15 protein-coding genes and 1 pseudogene are annotated in these 17,142 nt (G+C 42.5%); 9 read left to right on the forward strand and 7 right to left on the reverse strand.

The features are described 5' to 3' along the window. Position 1 precedes the first annotated feature (1 nt). From HMPREF0669_RS02020 to HMPREF0669_RS02035, 4 genes are read left to right on the forward strand one after another with little or no spacing between them, the layout of a single operon-like run. Positions 2 to 1,225, forward strand: a complete 1,224-nt coding sequence (locus HMPREF0669_RS02020; RefSeq protein WP_025829755.1) for a TolC family protein — start codon at positions 2 to 4, stop codon at positions 1,223 to 1,225. Then, positions 1,222 to 2,121 carry an efflux RND transporter periplasmic adaptor subunit gene (locus HMPREF0669_RS02025; RefSeq protein ID WP_009228732.1) on the forward strand — a complete coding sequence of 300 codons (900 nt, stop codon included), beginning with the start codon at positions 1,222 to 1,224 and terminating at the stop codon, positions 2,119 to 2,121. The genes HMPREF0669_RS02020 and HMPREF0669_RS02025 overlap by 4 nt, the downstream gene beginning before the upstream one ends. Next, complete coding sequence (locus tag HMPREF0669_RS02030) at positions 2,118 to 2,303, forward strand: hypothetical protein (protein WP_044045481.1); 186 nt, start codon at positions 2,118 to 2,120, stop codon at positions 2,301 to 2,303. Before HMPREF0669_RS02025 ends, HMPREF0669_RS02030 begins: the two co-directional genes overlap by 4 nt. Positions 2,304 to 2,348: 45 nt before the next feature. Continuing rightward, positions 2,349 to 4,220, forward strand: coding sequence for a heavy metal translocating P-type ATPase (locus HMPREF0669_RS02035; protein ID WP_009228731.1), 1,872 nt, complete (start codon positions 2,349 to 2,351; stop codon positions 4,218 to 4,220). A 269-nt stretch (positions 4,221 to 4,489) separates the two neighbouring features. Here the strand turns inward: HMPREF0669_RS02035 and HMPREF0669_RS10405 are convergent. The 3 genes and pseudogenes from HMPREF0669_RS10405 to HMPREF0669_RS02045 form a co-directional block, all read right to left on the reverse strand. After that, positions 4,490 to 4,675, reverse strand: a pseudogene (locus tag HMPREF0669_RS10405) (IS982 family transposase); the annotation flags it as partial. A 40-nt stretch (positions 4,676 to 4,715) separates the two neighbouring features. Continuing rightward, entirely contained in the window at positions 4,716 to 5,012 is a 297-nt protein-coding gene (locus tag HMPREF0669_RS02040; RefSeq protein WP_020967940.1) for a helix-turn-helix domain-containing protein, read from the reverse strand. Positions 5,013 to 5,027: 15 nt separating this feature from the next. Then, entirely contained in the window at positions 5,028 to 5,315 is a 288-nt protein-coding gene (locus HMPREF0669_RS02045) for a helix-turn-helix domain-containing protein (RefSeq protein ID WP_009229098.1), read from the reverse strand. Between the two features lie 430 nt (positions 5,316 to 5,745). On the opposite strand from HMPREF0669_RS02045, the gene HMPREF0669_RS02050 reads away from it, so the two are divergent. The 5 genes from HMPREF0669_RS02050 to HMPREF0669_RS02070 all read left to right on the forward strand — a co-directional run bounded on the left by HMPREF0669_RS02050 (position 5,746) and on the right by HMPREF0669_RS02070 (position 10,583). After that, positions 5,746 to 7,029 (forward strand): VapE domain-containing protein, encoded by a 1,284-nt coding sequence (locus HMPREF0669_RS02050; RefSeq protein ID WP_018361489.1) that lies wholly within the window; start codon positions 5,746 to 5,748, stop codon positions 7,027 to 7,029. 218 nt (positions 7,030 to 7,247) lie between these two features. Beyond that, positions 7,248 to 8,240, forward strand: coding sequence for a toprim domain-containing protein (locus HMPREF0669_RS02055; protein WP_009229096.1), 993 nt, complete (start codon positions 7,248 to 7,250; stop codon positions 8,238 to 8,240). 4 nt (positions 8,241 to 8,244) lie between these two features. After that, positions 8,245 to 8,742: a DUF3408 domain-containing protein gene (locus HMPREF0669_RS02060; RefSeq protein WP_020967941.1), complete on the forward strand. Its 498-nt coding sequence runs from the start codon at positions 8,245 to 8,247 to the stop codon at positions 8,740 to 8,742. A 361-nt stretch (positions 8,743 to 9,103) separates the two neighbouring features. Further along, on the forward strand, positions 9,104 to 9,535 hold the full coding sequence (locus tag HMPREF0669_RS02065; protein ID WP_009228539.1) for a hypothetical protein: 432 nt from the start codon (positions 9,104 to 9,106) through the stop codon (positions 9,533 to 9,535). After that, positions 9,519 to 10,583, forward strand: a complete 1,065-nt coding sequence (locus HMPREF0669_RS02070; RefSeq protein ID WP_009228540.1) for a relaxase/mobilization nuclease domain-containing protein — start codon at positions 9,519 to 9,521, stop codon at positions 10,581 to 10,583. Before HMPREF0669_RS02065 ends, HMPREF0669_RS02070 begins: the two co-directional genes overlap by 17 nt. A 263-nt stretch (positions 10,584 to 10,846) precedes the next feature. Here HMPREF0669_RS02070 and ispF read toward each other — a convergent pair whose 3' ends face one another. The 4 genes from ispF to HMPREF0669_RS02095 are packed head-to-tail and all read right to left on the reverse strand — an operon-like array spanning position 10,847 to position 16,792. Beyond that, positions 10,847 to 11,320 (reverse strand): 2-C-methyl-D-erythritol 2,4-cyclodiphosphate synthase, encoded by a 474-nt coding sequence (gene ispF / locus HMPREF0669_RS02080; RefSeq protein WP_009228541.1) that lies wholly within the window; start codon positions 11,318 to 11,320, stop codon positions 10,847 to 10,849. Between the two features lie 5 nt (positions 11,321 to 11,325). Further along, positions 11,326 to 12,507, reverse strand: coding sequence for a type IX secretion system outer membrane channel protein PorV (porV, locus tag HMPREF0669_RS02085; protein WP_009228542.1), 1,182 nt, complete (start codon positions 12,505 to 12,507; stop codon positions 11,326 to 11,328). Between the two features lie 56 nt (positions 12,508 to 12,563). After that, on the reverse strand, positions 12,564 to 16,130 hold the full coding sequence (porU, locus tag HMPREF0669_RS02090) for a type IX secretion system sortase PorU (protein WP_020967942.1): 3,567 nt from the start codon (positions 16,128 to 16,130) through the stop codon (positions 12,564 to 12,566). 44 nt (positions 16,131 to 16,174) lie between these two features. After that, positions 16,175 to 16,792 (reverse strand): fumarylacetoacetate hydrolase family protein, encoded by a 618-nt coding sequence (locus HMPREF0669_RS02095; RefSeq protein WP_009228544.1) that lies wholly within the window; start codon positions 16,790 to 16,792, stop codon positions 16,175 to 16,177. Positions 16,793 to 17,142: the final 350 nt, after the last annotated feature.

Below are 17,142 nucleotides of genomic sequence, written 5' to 3' on the forward strand. Positions count from 1 at the left end.
TATGAAGAAACAATATATCATTTTCAGCCTATTCCTCTTTCTTCCCATCTTAGTATCGGCACAAAGCCGACAGATGACGTTGCAAGAGGTGTTGGCAATGGCTGCCGAGCGTAGCCTAACATTGCAGAACTCACGTATGGAGGTGGATAAGACCCGTATCCTTCAAGGTACTGCTTTTCATCTGGATGCCACATCCGTGTCGCTCTCTCAGGACCCCACCAGTGGCGGAAGTCCCGACAATGCCATCACGGTGAGTCAGTCGTTTGCTTTACCCAGTGTTTATTCTGCCAGACGCTCATTGCTCAAGTCCGAAACCAGCGCTGCCCAAAGTCGATTGGCGGTGAGCGAGAATGAGCTGCGACGAGAGGTGAGCTTGGCTTTCTACGACTTGCTCTACGCACAGGACGTGTTACACATTTATGCCCGTCAAGACAGTATCTATAAAAATTTCAACCGTGTGGCAGAGGCTAAACTCGGAGCTGGAGAGACTGGACGATTAGAGCAGATAAATGCAATCCGACTGAAACAGGAGAACGATATCAAAAATGACATTGCGCAGCGCGACTTTCTCACTGCCCAATTACAGTTGATGAAGTGGCTCAACAGCGATACGCTGGTAATACCTCTTGCCACAGCGACTAATGAACTCATATTTGCCGACCATTCCATTGCAGACGTTCCCCTCCTCGCCTTAGCGAAGAGTCAAGAAGAAGTTGCCAACCGACAACTGAAATTGGAGAAACGCAACGGACTGCCCACATTCTCTGTAGGAGCCAGCGTGCAGACCGTCATCAAGGGATTCAATCCCTACAACATTGACCGCAGCGCGTATGGTGGTGGCAACTTCATGGGCTTCTCCGTGGGAGTGAACATCCCCTTAGCATTCGGTGCACAAAAGGCGCGGGTGAAGGCGACTCGCAAGGAAGTGGAGATGGCACAACTCAACGTGCGCAATCAGGAGTACGTGCTCCGCAAAAGCTACGATGCAGCCTATAACAACTATGTGTCGGCATACAAAGCCTACAACTATTATCAAAAAATAGGAGTGCCCCAAGCTCGCGAGATGGAACGAATCTCTAAAGTGAGTTATGAATATGGACAGATAGGTTATGTGGAGTTAATGCAAAACCTACAGAGTGCATTGGAGGTTTGGAAAGACTTTGCTGATGCTACTCGCCAATATTATAAAGCTATTGTTGAACTGAATTATCTTCAAGGAAAATGAGAAAAATAGGATTTTATCTACTGATACTGCTTGCCATGGTTATGGTGATAAGCTGTGGTAACGATAAGAAAAGTGACAAGGAAGAGAATGCTGCTTCCGAGAAAGTGGAAACAGAAGAAGGTGAAGAGGAGGCTGATGCTGATCCAGCACCCGACTTAAGTAAAACTGTTAATGTTGTGCGTGTGACTGGAACATTGGCACTTGATCCACAAAACAAAGCAGAGGTTTCTCCCATTGCAAGTGGGGTGGTGCGGCGCATTACAACTAGGGAAGGTATTAGAGTGCGCCGCGGTCAAGTGGTGGCTTATATAGAAAATACACAAATAGTCGAACTGCAACGCCAGTATCTCACGGCTGTAAATGAGCTTTCTGCAGCCAAAACAGAACTTGCCCGACAGCAGGCGCTGATGAAACAAGATGCAGGTGTGCTGAAAACTTTGCAACAGGCTGAGTCGACCTATGCTATTGCTAATGCGCAAGTAGTAGGTATTGGACGTCAGTTGAGTCAGCTCGGCGTGAATCCGCCTTCAATATCAGCAGGCAAGCTCACCACTCTCATTCCTGTCACATCTCCCATCAGTGGTATTGTTGGGAAGATAAAAATCAGTATGGGCAGCTTCGTGGACATCTCCACTTCGCTCATGACGGTGGTCAACAACGTAAACCTGCATTGCGACCTGAAAATGTTTGAGAAAGATTTGCCCAAGGTGCGCATCGGTCAGATGGTGAAGCTGACGCTCACCAATGCCCCCGAGGTGACCTTCTGCGCCAAGATCTACGACATAAACTCCGTCTTCGACAACGATTCCAAGTCGGTCACGGTGCATGCCCGTATCATTGACCACCCCGCTACCAAGCTATTGCCCGATATGTTTATCAATGGTGTGATAGAATGAAACAGGTTATTATGATGTTTCTTCTCATGGTCAGTACTCTCTTGTCAGTAGAGGCACAGATTATGAGCATATATTGGCTCTATCCTAAGATTTTTACAGAGAAACGCAATCGCAAAGATGTATTCGTAGCCCCTTTATACGATGAGAAGAACATTGGTGCGACTGCGCAAATTATCTTTTAAATCAGATGTAGGGAATCTTTGCAAAAAAGTAGAAGTTGTGAAATTATGGAAAAGGAAAATAGAAACAAACTTATAAGGATAATCTCTGCTAGTGTACTCTTAGCAGGATCGGTATTGGTAGAACGGACAATGAACCTGCTGATATGGCAACTATTGCTTGTCTATCTTGTGCCTTACTTGGTTGTGGGCTACGACGTGCTAACGGAAGCTGCCGAGGACATTGCACATGGCAAGGGCATGGACGAAGACTTCCTCATGGCTATAGCTACATTAGGTGCCCTTTGCATCGGTTTTATGCCGGGGGCAGAACCACAGTTCACTGAAGCGGTGTTTGTGATGCTCTTCTTTCAAGTGGGCGAACTCTTTGAAAGTTTTGCCGAGGGTAGAAGTCGTAAGAGTATCTCTCAGCTGATGGACATCCGTCCCGACATCGCCCATGTAAAGCGTGGTGAAGAGCTGGTGGACGTGAATCCTGAAGAGGTGAAGGTGGGCGACATCGTTGTAATTCGACCAGGAGAGAAAGTACCGATGGACGGTATCGTTATCGATGGTGCATCAAGTCTGAATACAGTTGCATTGACAGGCGAGAGCGTACCGCGTACCATTCGTCCTGCCGATGAAATCATGTCAGGATGTATAAATCTCAATGGTGTGGTGACAGCAAAAGTAACCAAGGCATTTGGCGAGAGCACGGCGGCAAAGGTGCTCAACCTCGTGGAAAATGCCACAGAAAATAAGTCGAAGAACGAAAACTTCATCACCAAGTTTGCCAAAATATACACGCCCATAGTAGTTGTACTTGCCTTGTTGGTGGCAGTTATACCACCGTTGCTCGTCAATGAGCAGTTGTGGAGCGTGTGGATCTATCGCGCTCTCACATTCCTTGTAGTGTCATGCCCTTGTGCTCTCGTTATCTCCGTGCCTCTCACTTTCTTTGGAGGCATCGGTGGAGCATCGCGAAAGGGTGTGCTCATTAAGGGCTCTAACTATATGGAGACATTGGCAAAGGTGCGCACGATTGCCTTTGACAAGACTGGCACCATGACACACGGTGTGTTTGACGTTACTGCTATTCATCCCGAAAATATTGCCCCCAATGAATTATTGCACTTAGCTGCTCATGCGGAACGATATTCCACGCACCCCATTGCCCTCAGCATTCGCAAGGCTTTTCCTGACAAAAACGACGGCTGCGATGTAAAGGACATAGTGGAGACGGCTGGACAGGGCGTGATGGCTCGTATAAATGGCAAGTCGGTAAGTGTGGGTAATACGAATTTGATGAAGAGCGTGGGCGCAAAGTGGCAACCCTGTGAAAAAGTGGGTACCATTCTCCACATTGCCATCGATGGAGAATATGCAGGTCATATTGTAGTGTCAGACAAAATTAAGGAGGATGCCGCTGATGCGGTAAATGCTCTCAAGGCAGAAGGTGTGAAGAGATTGGTGATGCTCACGGGCGACAAGGAAGAAGTGGCTGTCGATGTGGCTAAGACCGTTGGACTTGCGGAATATCATGCTGAACTCTTGCCAGGCGACAAAGTGAGTCAAGTGGAAACAATTCTCAAAGAGAATGCAGAAGGGACAATGGCCTTCGTTGGCGACGGCATCAACGATGCTCCCGTGTTAGCACGTGCCGATGTGGGCATTGCGATGGGCGGACTGGGCAGTGATGCCGCCATCGAAGCAGCCGACGTGATGTTGATGGACGACAAGCCGTCGAAGATAGCCGTAGCTATCCGCCAGGCTCGACGCACACTGCGCATCGCAAGGGAGAACACTTGGTTTGCCGTTGGTATCAAAATAGCAGTGCTCATCCTCGCTTTCTTCGGACTGGCTACCATGTGGATGGCAGTATTCGCTGATGTTGGTGTAACGGTGCTTGCTGTGCTGAATGCAGCTAGGACTCTGAAATAACAATCTGGCCACAAATGCCAACTAACTAAAGAGCCATAATGATAGCATGTAATTCCCCAAATTTCCATCGTCTATCATTATGGTTTTTTGTGCAAGTCATCGAAAAGGTGAAGGAAATAAAAAGAAGTTTGCCCATAATATGTAGCAACTATGTGCTAAAGTGCCAAGTGTCCAAAGTGCAAGCCTAAAAACATAAAGTTTTCATTTTTTTACTTTGACCAAGTATTACAATTAATGCAAATCATCACTATTAAAACTTGTTGGTTGAATTAAATTAAAGCATACTTAATTTGCCCGATAGGCCGATAATTGATAAAACTTGTATATTGCATAAAAGTCATGGCACCTATCTTGCATACCGTTCTTGTAAAGAGTCCGCGAGTTTGCTTGGCATAATTGCGTATCATCATCAGTGTGTCGTCCAATTGTGCGAATACGGTCTCGATACGCTTTCGGAACAAATTAATTCAACCAACGAGTTGTTAAAGACGGTTTTTATTCGTATTTCTTAAAATTCTTCTCCAGTAGCCTTTCCAAGTCCAAAACCTTATAGAGTATCTTCCCTGCAAACTGCGTGTAGGGAATAATCTTTCTGTCTCGATAGTCTTGCAAGGTGCGAGGGCTTATATACAGCCGCTCGCACACCTCCTTGCCCGTTAGGAAATGCTCACCGCCAAATAGAGGCTTGTGCGTTTGTGCCACTTCCTTAATTCTCCTGTTCACACAGTGGATAGCGGACAGCACTACCTGCATATCGTCCGTGTCCATGTTCAAATCTCTAATTGTTTCCATCTTTTCATTGTTTGTCTATTTGTTGCTCTTGGTTTTCTCTGATTTTGTCTGTAACAACCGCTCCACATCTTCACGCTTATAATAGCACTTGTGTCCGATTTGTGCAAACGGCAGCATGCCCGTATCTCGGTAATGCTGTAAGGTGCGCTTGCTGATGCCCAGTAGCCTACACACATCACCATTGTGCAGCCAATCTGTGTGCTTACTCGATTCTCCAAATACCTTATGGCAGGTCTGGGCAAGAGCGAGGATTTCGTCCCTAAGCATCGCCCATTGTTTGTCGGTAATGATAAAATATCCCATAGTGTTATATTGTTTTGTTTATATTTTCCTTTTGCGATTTGCTTTTCATCGCATGTTTCTGCGTGCAAAAGTATGCGCTTATTTCCAATCTGCAAAGCAGTGGGGAACAGCAGGGAAGAATAGGGAAACCGAAGGAAATGCGGTTATCTTTCTTACTATTCTGTAGTTCCCTATCTTCCTTTTTCTAGGTTTGTTTTAGTCAAAGCAATACAGTGCAGATTGGAGTAAATAAGTACATACTTTTCTTGTAGTATTTCTATACTTGCTCCCTTATATTAGCCTGAAATCCTTATTTTCCAGCTTCTTTCTGTCAGAAATCCGTGAGAAATTCATTGCCAATGAGTGCAACATTATGCAAGCATGCTCAGATTGCTTGGAACATTGATATTCTCACCGTAACTTCACTCTTGGAAACCAAAACGGGTAAACAATGAAAAATGAAGCAGATAAAAGCAGAATGAAAACAACAGGCAATTCTACCGAACGCAGGGGAAACACCTCCAAGAACAGCGAAATAGAAACCTATCTCCGTGCGCACTATGTGTTCAGGTATAATACCGTGCTGGACAGAACGGAATACCGTAGCAATAAAGATGTAGACTGTCGTTTTACAAAGGTTGGTCGCTATGAAATCAATTCTCTCCGTAGGGAGCTTGATTTAGATATGGGCATCATTACCTCCTCCGACAATCTCTATTCCATCATCGAAAGCAGCTTTTCTCCACGCATCAATCCCATACAGGAATACTTCAAGGCTTTGCCAGAGGTTGATGCTTCAGAAGTGCTGCACAAGATAGAGGTAAACCAAAGCACAATAGCCAACCTTGCATCGTGCGTTATCGTCCGCAACTCTGAAAAGTGGCTGCCATACCTTACCAAATGGCTGGTTGCAGTGGTTACCAACGCTATGGACGACCGTGAATGCCGCAACCATACCTGTCTTGTACTAACAGGGGAACAAGGAAAGTTCAAGACTACCTTTCTTGATTTGCTTTGTCCGCCCGCGCTTAAAGGTTACAGCTACACAGGAAAAATATATCCGCAGGAGAAGGACACACTTACTTATATCGGTCAGAACCTCATCGTAAACATAGACGACCAGCTCAAAGCCCTCAACAAGCGTGATGAGAATGAACTCAAGAACCTTATTACCTGTCCTATGGTTAAATACCGTATGCCTTACGACAAGTATGTGGAGGAACACTCTCACTTGGCGAGTTTTGTAGCATCGGTAAACGGCAATGACTTTTTGACCGACCCGACAGGAAGCAGGCGTTTCCTGCCCTTTGAGGTACTTGCCATTGACATAGAACGAGCAAAGGAAATTTCTATGGATGCCGTCTATACCGAAGCGAAGGCCCTTTTAAAATCAGGCTTCCGCTATTGGTTCAATGATGACGAGATAGCGGAGCTATACAGGGAGAGTGAGGACTTCCAAGTGCAGACCGCTGAAATGGAACTACTATTACGCTGTTTTGAAAAGCCAACAGAGGACAATCCTCATTGTGCTTACATGACCACTACCGAAATACTCGCTTATTTAGGTGTTTATACGCATCAACCTTTGACATTCAAACGTATGGGCGAAGCACTCAAAAGAGCTGGCTTTGAAAAGGTAAGCAAGAGGCGTGAGGGTTGTAGTCCTGTCTATGTGTATAAGATTAGGAAAATCCACCCCTGCCCACTGGTAAATAGCTGTGGTAGTTTGATGTAGTAGCGTGTGTAGTATTGTTGTTTACTACAACTTATACCTGAATGTCAATCACTTACAATCAAAATATATGTAGTAAGAAAAAAGTGAAAAAAGTTTTTAGGGGAAAAACTTTATGAAACGAAAAAACATAAATGAAGTTTGCGCTATCAGCATAATCAAAATATAATCCGATATTAAAATCAGAATGAATAAATGTTCAACTAATAATTATAATGACAATGAAAGAAGAAGATTTATCACGCATTAAGCGATACCCCATAGTGGAGTATCTTGAAAGGAAAGGTATCAAACCAGTGCGCAGGACACCTGCCTATGCTCTCTACCGTTCACCATTTCGTGAAGACACGCATCCAAGTTTCAAGGTAGACACAGAGAAGAACCTCTGGATAGATTATGCCGAAGGCAAAGGCGGAAGTATTATCGACCTTTGTATGCGGTTAAAGGGCTGCACACTGTCGGAAGCCATCCGCATTTTGGGGCAGAATGCTCCCGATATAACGCACGTTCCTCGTAGAGAAAGTGTTCAAGGCTCTTCCAAGCAAGAAAGTATCAGACAAGCAGTGTCTACAAGTGGAGTAAGGAGACTGATAGAAGTATCAGACACCTTACCTCCACACTTATTAAAGTATCTTGAGGAAGACCGCTGCATCAATTTAGAAAAGGCTATGCCCTTTCTGCGTTGTATCAGCTATGAGGTAAGAGGGCAGCACTATCAAGCCATCGGCTTTGCCAATCAATCGGGAGGTTATGAGCTTCGGGATAACGGCTCTTTCAAGGGAACGATTGCTCCGAAGGATATTACCCCCGTGTTCACGGATAAGATAACGGATAGAATGAAACCGGTCTGCGTGTTCGAAGGTTTTATGGACTTTCTATCCTTCCTTTCAATGAAAAAAGAAATCATCAGCCATTGCCTTGTGATGAACTCCGTGAGTAATGTGGCAAGGAGCATTCGCTATCTCAATGACAGGCAAGTGTCCTCCATTCGTACCTTCCTTGACAATGACGAAGCTGGACGGAGAGCTACGGAGGATTTTATGGAGGCTGGTTTCAAGGTAGATGATATGTCCGTGCATTACAGGAACTTCAAAGACCTCAACGAATATCACATCCACAGGATGCGTGAACAGCAGAAAAGCCTATCATTGACGATGTCACAAACACAAACCAATCCCATAAAGGTAAAACAAGTTAAACATAAAATGAGATAAAGACATGGAAAAGAAGAAAACAACAGAAGAAGAGTATGACCTTTCATATTATTTGGGTGGTAACGAAGAAGATACCAATTCAAAGCCTACCAAACAAAAAGACAAGTTTATCCCTGAACGGGAAGTGGTCAGGAAGCAGGAAAAAAGAACACCCATGAACCAGGCGGACGCTCTTTCGGAAAAGATGGAATATGAGCAACATACTGTATTATCACAAGATGCAGTGCCATCACAGCACACAGAGAACGCAGCCGTTCAAAGACGCATCAGTGCCAAAATGAAAAAGGAGACGCTCGAAGCATATAAACAAATCTACCTTACTCCCATTAAGTTGATAAGTAGAAAGGCTGTCTATCTGAGCAAAGAGACACAGGAACGTGCCGACTTCATTGTGCGAAGATTGGGCGACAGGGGCAGCAATCTTTCAAGCTTCGTGGAGAATATCGTGCGTAGCCATTTAGATGAGTATGGGGAAGACATCGAGAAATGGAGGAAGCTGTAAGCACAAAAAAGGATTGAGGATTTTGCACAAAAAGGTCATTTCTTTTCCTTGAAACCCTCGACTCTTCCCCAAAAGAAATAAAACCATAATTATTAGTCCAATGCCTGAACGGTGGGAATACCACGAACGCAGTTAAACACGGAATGTCGTGCATTCACTTTCGGCAGGGGAAACGTCCCAAGGCGTTATCGGCATCTCAGCTGATATTGCAAGACGTCAGTTTGTACCCACAAACTGAGCTTGCTCCCCTCGCCAAACAGTCGGGGAGATTAGACCGTAATCACTCCGTTCTCATCGGTCAGCATTCAGGAATTAAGAAGCAACGAATCATCCATAATGATTAACTTTCAAAGAAACTTATATGAAGAAATACAAGGAAAGAGCTGCTCGATGGCAGCAGCAGGATAATGAAGAAAAGCAGATGAACAAGACGGAGTTCATCAAGGTTAGGTGTACTTTGGAGGAGAAGCAGCGTATCAAGGCAAAGGCAGAAAGCACAGGTCGGAAGTTCTCCGAGTACTGCCGTGAGATGCTAATGGGAGGTGAAGTGATTGCCGTTCCCAAGATGACCAACAATGAAAAGGAAGCCATTGCCGTACTCCACCGAACGGGAATGTACTACGCACAGGTTTCCAACCTCATCAGGATAAAGGACGAGTCATGGGTGCCGATAACCAAGAACCTTTCGATATGTGCCAAAGAAGCATTTAAGCGTTTTTTCGACCCTCACTTCCGCATTGGTGACGATATATATAAGGTCTTAAATCTGCCGAGGTATGATAGGAAAGTGTAAGGCGATAGCGCACGGAAGTACTGCATTGGACTATATCTTCAGAGAGGGCAAGCTAGGTAATCGGCTTGCCTTCCATAACTTTTGTAGCAGAGAATCAAAGGCTATTTACGAGGAAATGAAATTGGTCAGCGATTACAATACCAGATGCAGAAATAAATTCTTGCGCATCGAAATCGGCATTGCACCACAGGACGAGAAGAAACTATCAGTTTCTGAACTTGCCCAAATAGCCCATCTGTTTGCCAAGAAAATGGGACTTGACAACCATCAGTGGGTGGCAGTAACACATAAGGATACAGACAACAGGCATATCCACATTATCGCCAACCGCATCAGCCTATACGGAGAAGTTTATGATACCACCTTTGTAAGCAACAAGGCTGCAAGAATAACAGAGGAAATCAGCAGAGAGAAAGGCTTAACCATTGCAAAGGAAGTCAAAATCAAAAGGAAACATCAGAAAGCAAAAGCCAATCCCACAAGAGAGGAAACAAAGAGAGAACTACAAAGAATATGCTATGCCCTACTTGAAAAGTACAAAAGTACAGGTATCACAGGACATTCTATGTTCCTCTATGAGTTGAACAAGCATGGAGTAACCATAGATCGTATGAAGAACAAGCAGAGCAAGGTCTATGGCTTGAAGTTCTTATACGGAGAATATGCGTTCAAGGCATCGGAAGTCGGTAGGGAGTTTGGCTACCGTTCTTTGCAAAAGAACTTCGAGGCAGGTAAGAAAGCCGATACGAATATATCTGACCAAGTAATACGCAAATCGTCAAAGCATACAGATACTAAAGATGCTGGCTATCAACTCGTACCCCCAAGCCGTTCATACAGTCCACCACCAACTAAAGAAACGCCAAAAATCGCACAAACTATAAGAGATATGACAGATGCAGCCATCAGCACAGCCGATGATTTGGTGGAGATAGTAGGCGGAATGATTACACCAACCACACATGGCGAGGACTACGCAGAAACCGCATGGCAGCGCAAACTCAGAAACCAAGCTAACAGAAAGAAGATGCGAGGGAGAGGATTATAGCAACTCCAACAGCAACAATTCAAAATGCAGATATGTGAATATTTCTTTGAAAACGCTTGTTATTCGGTAACAAAGTATTATCTTTGCAAACAGAATAACAAGCGTTCTTTGTTAGGCAGAAAACAGCAACACCAAGTAGTTCGCTCGTTTCCAAATCGTTACCTATTCAGTTTAACAAACAAGCTAACTTCTTTATTTCCAATTAGTTGTATTTTAGAAATCATCTTCGCGTGTAAAAGTAATGCTTTTATCATTAAAGTGTTTTATTTTTCGATGAGAACAGTTGCGTAAGCAGCCATTCCTTCTTGTCTTCCTACAAAGCCCATGCGCTCACTTGTGGTGGCTTTAATACTGAAGCAATCAGGGTCTACGCCTGCTATTTCTGCCATACATTGTTGCATTGCAGGTATATGGGGATTGATTTTGGGTTGTTCGGCACATATTGTTGCATCTACATTCACAAGGTGATAGCCTTTTGTTGCGATGAGTTCGATGGTTTGTTTCAAGATAATTTTACTATCCATATCGAGTGTTTCGTTCGCAGTATCGGGGAAATGATAGCCAATGTCACGCATGTTTGCAGCCCCAAGTATGGCATCACAGATGGCATGTATCAAGACATCGGCATCGCTATGACCAAGAAGTCCAAGAGAATAGTCGATCTTTATTCCGCCAAGCCATAAGCTTCTGCCTTCTACAAGCTTATGAACATCATATCCAAATCCAACTCTTATCATTGTAATTATCGTTTAAATAAGTCTGAAAGTCCGTCCATATCAAATGTTAAGGTAAATCTTAACGTTTGGTCTAACGGGTTAGTTGCTGCGGTAGAGATAACATAACCAGCATCAAGAGAGAACACATTCATTTTGAAACCTGCACCCATAGTGAAGTATTTGCGGTTTCCTTTGTTTTCACTTTCGTGATGATAGCCCGCACGAAGTGTGAATTTATCATTGTAAACATATTCTGCTCCGAGGCTCCATTGTATCTCTTGCAACTCTTCTTTAAAGCCATTGGGGGCATCTCCGAAGCTTTTAAAGATACCACTGATGCTCGAAACATCGTAATATTCTTTCTGAACACGAGCGTCAAAGTCTGTTGGTGACTCGCCATCTCTTATCTTTGGATGAGTAGGAACAAGCAACTTGTTAGCATCTGCGGCAAAAGTTATGCGGTTATATTCATCGATTGGCACCATAAGAGAAGTACCTAAACGAAGGTTGGTGGGTATGAAATAGCTATTATTGTCGCCTCCAAATGATATTTTTGAACCGATATTAGAGATGTTTAAACCAAGTCCTAACTGACATTCACGCTGTCCTATATTTACATAGTCTTGATAATAAGCACCCAAGTCGGCAGCAAATGCAGAGCCAGGAGTGACATCATCGGTATAATCTGCTTTCAAATCAGAATAGATAAAGCGCACTGCTGTACCGATAGAGAACTTCTCTGACAACATTAAAGAATAGCCAGCGTCGACCGACATCTCATAAGGATTGATTGTCATAGCTGTTCCTTGTTGTGTAGGATTATAGTTTGTTTGTACCTCTCCCAATGAGAAATAGCGCAAAGATGCTGATACTGCAGAGTAATCTCCAATGCGATAATAACCAGAGAGATATGCTAGGTTCATGTCATTCACAAGTTTACGTAGCCAAGGGGTAAAGTTTAATGCCACACCTGCACGACTAATTGCGAATGGATACTTAGCAACATTCCAATATTGTGATGCTACATCAGGATCGGTTGCAGCACCAACGTCTCCCATACCGCCTGCTCTTGCATCAGGAGCAACGCTTTGTGAGGTTACAGAAGTTGTGACAGGGTTAAATATATTGTTCTTATCTACTTGTGCAAAGCTATGGAGTGAACAGCTTAAAATAGCGCAAGTAGCGAAAAACAGTTTAATTCTACTCATAGTATTATCAATGTTTTAGAGATGTATTTTAAGCAATAAACGCATAAACTACATTTTTATTGTTTTAAAATAATTAGTTTCTTTGTTTTTGAAATCTGTTTACTTCCTTCTGCAGAAATAAGCACTCGGTAGAGATAAACTCCAGTTTTAAGTGCAAAACCCTTGTTGCTAGTAAGATCCCAAGGTACCATATACGAGCCATTGGTAGACACATTGTTCTGTGAATGAGTCCAAAGCAACTGACCATTAGAATCGAATAGTTCGATATCTACATTCATATTGTTTCCCGAATAAGTGTGATTTACAATGAATGTTGTATGGATTTTAGCAGGATTATCTGAACAATCGATATTTAAAATAGTAGGTTCAAGATCCTTTACAACAGTAAAATTCATTTCTGTTGTTGAAGAATTGTTGAAAATATCCCATGCCCTTATGCGCAATTGGTGGTTTCCTGCCTCTAGTTCTGGTAGATTAAAGAATGCTTTTCCTTTGCTATAAGAGCCGAAGTCGAACTTAAAGTTACTATTCAAGTTATATGTTTTGTTCATATCTCCATCGATAGTAACCTGCAAGTCGTGTCCAATTCCGTTGCCACTCACATTTATTCCGCTCTTATCTAAAAGCTCAATAGCCAATAAAGGAGTAGAGTTTACTTTGTCTCCATTAGTGAATGAGGGTGAATTCAGATAACAGAAGATAGACGGACCAACTGAGTCTATCTGTGCGATGTTGCTTCCTTGAATGATGAAGTCTTTGTTATAACCATTAGCTGATATTGTTTTATCCTCGTTTACAGCATAAACATTGATTAAACCGCTGTTGTTACTATGGCTAATATCTTTAGGCAGAGCAAACGAGAACGTGAACTTTCCGTCCTTAATGCTATCCGTTCCGTTGAAAAGAGTCTTTGTTCTGTCTTTATAAGTAAATGCATTGGTGGCTTCTTCTTTATAGTTTTGTTTGCCCACAATGGTTTCTTCTCCATCTCGAACTAGTATTGTTGCTTTTCCCTTAAACTTGTTATGGTTCACGATGTGCCCCTTAACGGTAGTTACTTCGCCTGCCTTTATTACAATGTTGCTACCTGCTACGCAAGGAGTTCCATTGATTTCATCTATTGAAATATTGATAGTTGGACGACGAAGAACCAGTGCAGGGTCGCCAAGAAGGGCATATTGCAGTTTGTTTTCCGTGTGATCTGCTCCCGAATCAATCATATCATTCTTTGCTAAACGCTGTGCTTCGCCAATCGAAATAGGCTTTCCTTTAGCATCATTGCTAATTACGTGCTTCAAGAAAGACATGTTGATGCGTTTATTATAGTTTGCATATACCGTGCGAGTAGTGCCAAAGAATGCCACAGCACCACCATTTGGATTAAGCAATGCGCTTTCTCCTATGTTTGGAACGGTGCCATCAAAGGGCATAATATCGCATGAAGCAGTTATCCAAAGAGGTAGATTCTTATTATTAAAGCTGGTGAAATCGGTTAGGCGTAACACGTTTTCGTGTGATATTTGATACTCAATTCCGTGTCCAACATAATCCATTATCAGTGCACCTTGAGCCTGTTGTTGTTTAATAATCTTACTAACATCAGGATAAGTAGGACCTAGTGCAGAGTTAACTCTATTGAAAGCGTCCCACATTACCTTTTTTATATGATAGGAAGGGTTAATTCCTTCGATCATAGTTGCAGCATCTTCCACATCTTGCATGTGTAAGTTTTCGTTGCCATCGTCGCCCATAAAGAAGATCGTATTTTGCCAATCGCCAGCATTATGATTTGCGTTATAAGCCAAAATTTTATCTACTACCACCTTAGCTTGTGCGTCGTTCACAACAGGAATGCGTCCTACTGCAATGTCAGGTTTATCTGCCGACAATAAATTTCCGCCCTCATTGTCGTCTAAAAGACAATAAAAGCCATCGTCTACATAGCAATATACTTTGTGAAAAGAGTTCTCACTTTCATAACAAAGTAAGTAATCATCAGGATTTTTGCCACGCCATTCTGCTGTATTCATGCGGTTATCAAAGGCAGCATCACCAAATAAAACAAGATATTTAGGTAGTTTCTGCTCATTGTTTCCTGCTCTATCGTATAGCATCTTCATGTATCTGCGATAGGCATTAGCATCGGGTGTTCCGCTTGAGAACTCATTAAACAACTCATCTGCAGGTACAATGCGCACCTTCATCTTGTCGTGCTCTTCGTGAAAAGCCTTTAATCGTTTAGCTTGTGCAAGTAGTTTCTGTGTGGTAGGTATAATAATCACCATGTCATAGAAATCATCTGCGTGTAGATTTTGATTGGTAATGTTATACACATACTCGGCACTTGGGAAATTATCTGTTTTTAGATGTGGGGCAGGAAAAGGAGTATTGAACGTTAATGTGATATAATCTAAGCGCACATTCTTACCCTTTGTAACTTGAAGAGTAACGTTATTTTGTTCAGAAACATTGTCGACGGTATAGCCAAAAACTACTTCTTTCGCCTTATTAAAGACATCGGAACCTCTTGAAGAATTGTTCCATGATAGTGGAATGTTGCCGTATACCTTACCATTGCAACTTACTTGCACCTCACAAGTATTATCTGAGGTTATATTTACTAACATTTTGGCACTTGAAACCCCTTTAGGAGCCTTTAAAGAGTAGGTTTTTGAAGCCCCATTATTGAGCACTTCGGCATCAAACAAATTGCGTCCGCCTTCGAACCATGCATAGTTATCTACCTCATAAATGCTATGATAGTCGTTAAAAGTGGGGTAGAACGATGCTAAAAAGGCTGTACTATCTTGTTTTAGGGGTTCTTCATCGGTTTGAGTGATGAAATAATAGCCGTAATCAGAATAGGGATTTCGGGTGCGTTTGTTTGTTGTTGCACTGCTCCACGATACTGTTCCCTTGGCAAAGAATAAACGCTTGCCATTGATGTTGCATGTAGGAACCTCTTTTAAGTCGTCTAAACGCTCCAAATCTTGGGCTTTGAACTGCTCGTTTTGTAGCCAACCTCCATAGCCATATATCTTCACTTTGTTGATATCAGTAAAGCCAGCACGTTTAATAACATCGTTGGTAAGTTGATAAACACCTGTGTTTTTAACCCTAATCTTTGCCCATCTACCAGTAGAGAGCTTAGAATTAGCTGCATATCTGTTGGTAGAAAGCGTTGGAACTCGGGTGAGAGTAGCTTTCTGAGTGCGTTTCTTTGCTGTTGATTTAACGCTCAACATAAAACTAACCAAAAACTTTCTGGTGTTTTGGCGCATTACCAATGGAGTGAAAGAAATTTGCAAAGAAGGCTTTTTTCTATCGAAAACCACCTGTTGTTGTATAGCAGGTAGATTGGGAAGAATGCTCCCTGACAATGCATTATAGCGTTGAATGTCGGTAGAACTCATATCTATAAACTCAGGATAGAGAATTTCTACGGTATAGATAGAGTCGTTATAGTTTTCAGAAAGCGGAATGGTGTAGGTGAAATGAGGCAACACCGAGTCTATTTTAACTTGATCTGAGGTTAAATTATAAAAGCGTTGAGCATGTAAAATTTGTGTTGCAAAGGCAAGCACAAGTGTTAAAAGCAATATATGCACATGTCGTTGTTTCATTGATAAAAGGAGTTTTGCGGTGCAAGGATAAGCGGTTTAGAGTGCTATCGACTATAAAAATCGAGCACTTTTCTATTTTCTATAAATCCTTCGAAATGTTGGTTGATAAGCACTTCTTGCTCTTCTCCAACGCCACCAGTGATGAGTAAATCGCCAGTTTTAATGGTTATAAATTGCGAAATATATTCAATCAGCTCATCAACTTTGTGCAACATGTCGTTGGTAAAGCCCTCACTTGTGGGTGTTTCGTTGATGTTGGTGTTGAATTGAATCATATTTACGTCTTTAATTTGGTCGATACTGAGCCACGAACCCAATACCAACGACCCATCAAAGCTTTTTGCTAAGTCCCAAGGTAGACCCTCTTTTGCTAGTTGCTTTTGCATGTCTGTAGCCGTAAAGTCTACTCCAATGGTAATAGCATCATAGTATCTGTGAGCAAAACGAGCAGGAACCGACTTGCCCAATTTGCATAAACGTACCACCAAAGCACTTCTCCAAGATATTGTACCCATGTTGTCGGGCACAAAAAAGGGTTTTCCATCTTTCAAAATGGTAGCGTCTGTTTTGGTAAAAAGAACAGGGTGTGCAGTTGTTTTATTGGTTTCTTCTGTTTTATTATCGTGTTGGGGATAGTTGTTCACTATGCCTATTATCTTCATTTTTTTACGTATTTAAATTGCTGTTGTTATCTTCTCATTTTTCGTTGAACGACCTTTTTACTCTGATGCTCAGCGCATAAGTCGTATAGAAAGAATACAAAGATAGTTATTATTGCTCATATTCCGTTATTATTATGGATAATAATACTTTAAAGAAATGGGCAAGATTTGGTGTTTGTGTGTTATAAAAACGATGAAATGGCTGTTTTCTTATGATTTAATTGTTAAGATTTTTTAATCTGAAGGAGTGATTTTTCTCTATTTTAGGCGAAGAAAGGGAGACGAAGAAACTTACTTATGAAAATGACTTAGAATGAGAGTAGATTTTAATATGATTTCGCTTGAGTGCC

This window comes from Prevotella sp. oral taxon 299 str. F0039 (genome assembly GCF_000163055.2).
Taxonomy (GTDB): domain Bacteria; phylum Bacteroidota; class Bacteroidia; order Bacteroidales; family Bacteroidaceae; genus Prevotella.

Coding starts and splice junctions, on each gene's coding strand:
- HMPREF0669_RS02060 (WP_020967941.1), top strand. CDS start 8,245: ATGGAAAAGAAGAAAACAACAGAAGAAGAGTATGACCTTTCATATTAT.
- HMPREF0669_RS02030 (WP_044045481.1), top strand. CDS start 2,118: ATGAAACAGGTTATTATGATGTTTCTTCTCATGGTCAGTACTCTCTTG.
- HMPREF0669_RS02045 (WP_009229098.1), bottom strand. CDS start 5,315: ATGGGATATTTTATCATTACCGACAAACAATGGGCGATGCTTAGGGAC.
- HMPREF0669_RS02035 (WP_009228731.1), top strand. CDS start 2,349: ATGGAAAAGGAAAATAGAAACAAACTTATAAGGATAATCTCTGCTAGT.
- HMPREF0669_RS02020 (WP_025829755.1), top strand. CDS start 2: ATGAAGAAACAATATATCATTTTCAGCCTATTCCTCTTTCTTCCCATC.
- HMPREF0669_RS02095 (WP_009228544.1), bottom strand. CDS start 16,792: ATGAAGATAATAGGCATAGTGAACAACTATCCCCAACACGATAATAAA.
- ispF (WP_009228541.1), bottom strand. CDS start 11,320: ATGATAAGAGTTGGATTTGGATATGATGTTCATAAGCTTGTAGAAGGC.
- porV (WP_009228542.1), bottom strand. CDS start 12,507: ATGAGTAGAATTAAACTGTTTTTCGCTACTTGCGCTATTTTAAGCTGT.
- HMPREF0669_RS02050 (WP_018361489.1), top strand. CDS start 5,746: ATGAAAAATGAAGCAGATAAAAGCAGAATGAAAACAACAGGCAATTCT.
- HMPREF0669_RS02040 (WP_020967940.1), bottom strand. CDS start 5,012: ATGGAAACAATTAGAGATTTGAACATGGACACGGACGATATGCAGGTA.
- HMPREF0669_RS02065 (WP_009228539.1), top strand. CDS start 9,104: ATGAAGAAATACAAGGAAAGAGCTGCTCGATGGCAGCAGCAGGATAAT.
- HMPREF0669_RS02055 (WP_009229096.1), top strand. CDS start 7,248: ATGAAAGAAGAAGATTTATCACGCATTAAGCGATACCCCATAGTGGAG.
- HMPREF0669_RS02070 (WP_009228540.1), top strand. CDS start 9,519: ATGATAGGAAAGTGTAAGGCGATAGCGCACGGAAGTACTGCATTGGAC.
- HMPREF0669_RS02025 (WP_009228732.1), top strand. CDS start 1,222: ATGAGAAAAATAGGATTTTATCTACTGATACTGCTTGCCATGGTTATG.
- porU (WP_020967942.1), bottom strand. CDS start 16,130: ATGAAACAACGACATGTGCATATATTGCTTTTAACACTTGTGCTTGCC.